We start from the raw sequence: 786 nt of genomic DNA on the forward strand, positions 1-786 counted from the left end.
AGCTTGGTCAAGCGCACAAGAGGAACTCCGCAGGGGGCTGTCATCAGCCCGCTGTTGGCGAATCTCTTTCTTCATTATGCGTTCGATTTGTGGATGAGCCGAGAATATCCGGATGTCCCATTTGAACGATATGCGGATGATGCCATCGACCATTGCCGAAGCGAAGCGGAGGCGCGTGACTTGTGTCGGGCGCTGGAAGCGAGGTTTGCGGAATGCGGGCTACGGCTGCACCCGGAAAAGACCAAGATCGTGTATTGTAAAGATGCCAATCGCTCCGGCGCTTATCCGGAGCAGTCGTTTGACTTCCTCGGCTATAGCTTTCGGCCGAGGATGGCGAACAATCGACACGGTGAGCGGTTCGTCTCATTCAGCCCGGCCGTCAGCAAGAAGGCCGGGAAACGGATGCGGCATACCGTGCGCAGGTGGCGGCTGCATCGGCGCAGCGATCTTGAGCTGGTGGAAATCGCCAAATGGGTCCGTCCAGTCCTGACGGGCTGGGTGCGCTACTACGGGCGGTTTTATCCCTCGAAGCTTCAAGAGGAGTTGCGCACGATCGATGCCTACATCGTTCGATGGGCAACACGAAAATACAAACGGTTCCGAGGACACACGTTGGCGGTATGGGAATGGTTGCGATCGCTGAAGCGACGCAATCCAGGCCTGTTCGCTCACTGGGTTGCCGGAGCAACGGTTGGATGACGGGAGCCGGATGAATCGCGAGGTTCACGTCCGGTTCTGAGAGAGCGCGGGGCTGCAATGCCCCGCGCCACTCACCTATCTCAAGGG

At 58.4% G+C, this 786-nt stretch carries 1 protein-coding gene; it reads left to right on the forward strand.

The genetic code is table 11. The features are described from left to right. On the forward strand, positions 1-699 hold a 699-nt coding region (locus tag AC5ZFO_RS48150), incomplete at its 5' end, for a reverse transcriptase domain-containing protein (RefSeq protein WP_496124287.1). Positions 700-786 lie beyond the last annotated feature (87 nt).

The organism is Bradyrhizobium sp. Unk1, assembly GCF_059512345.1.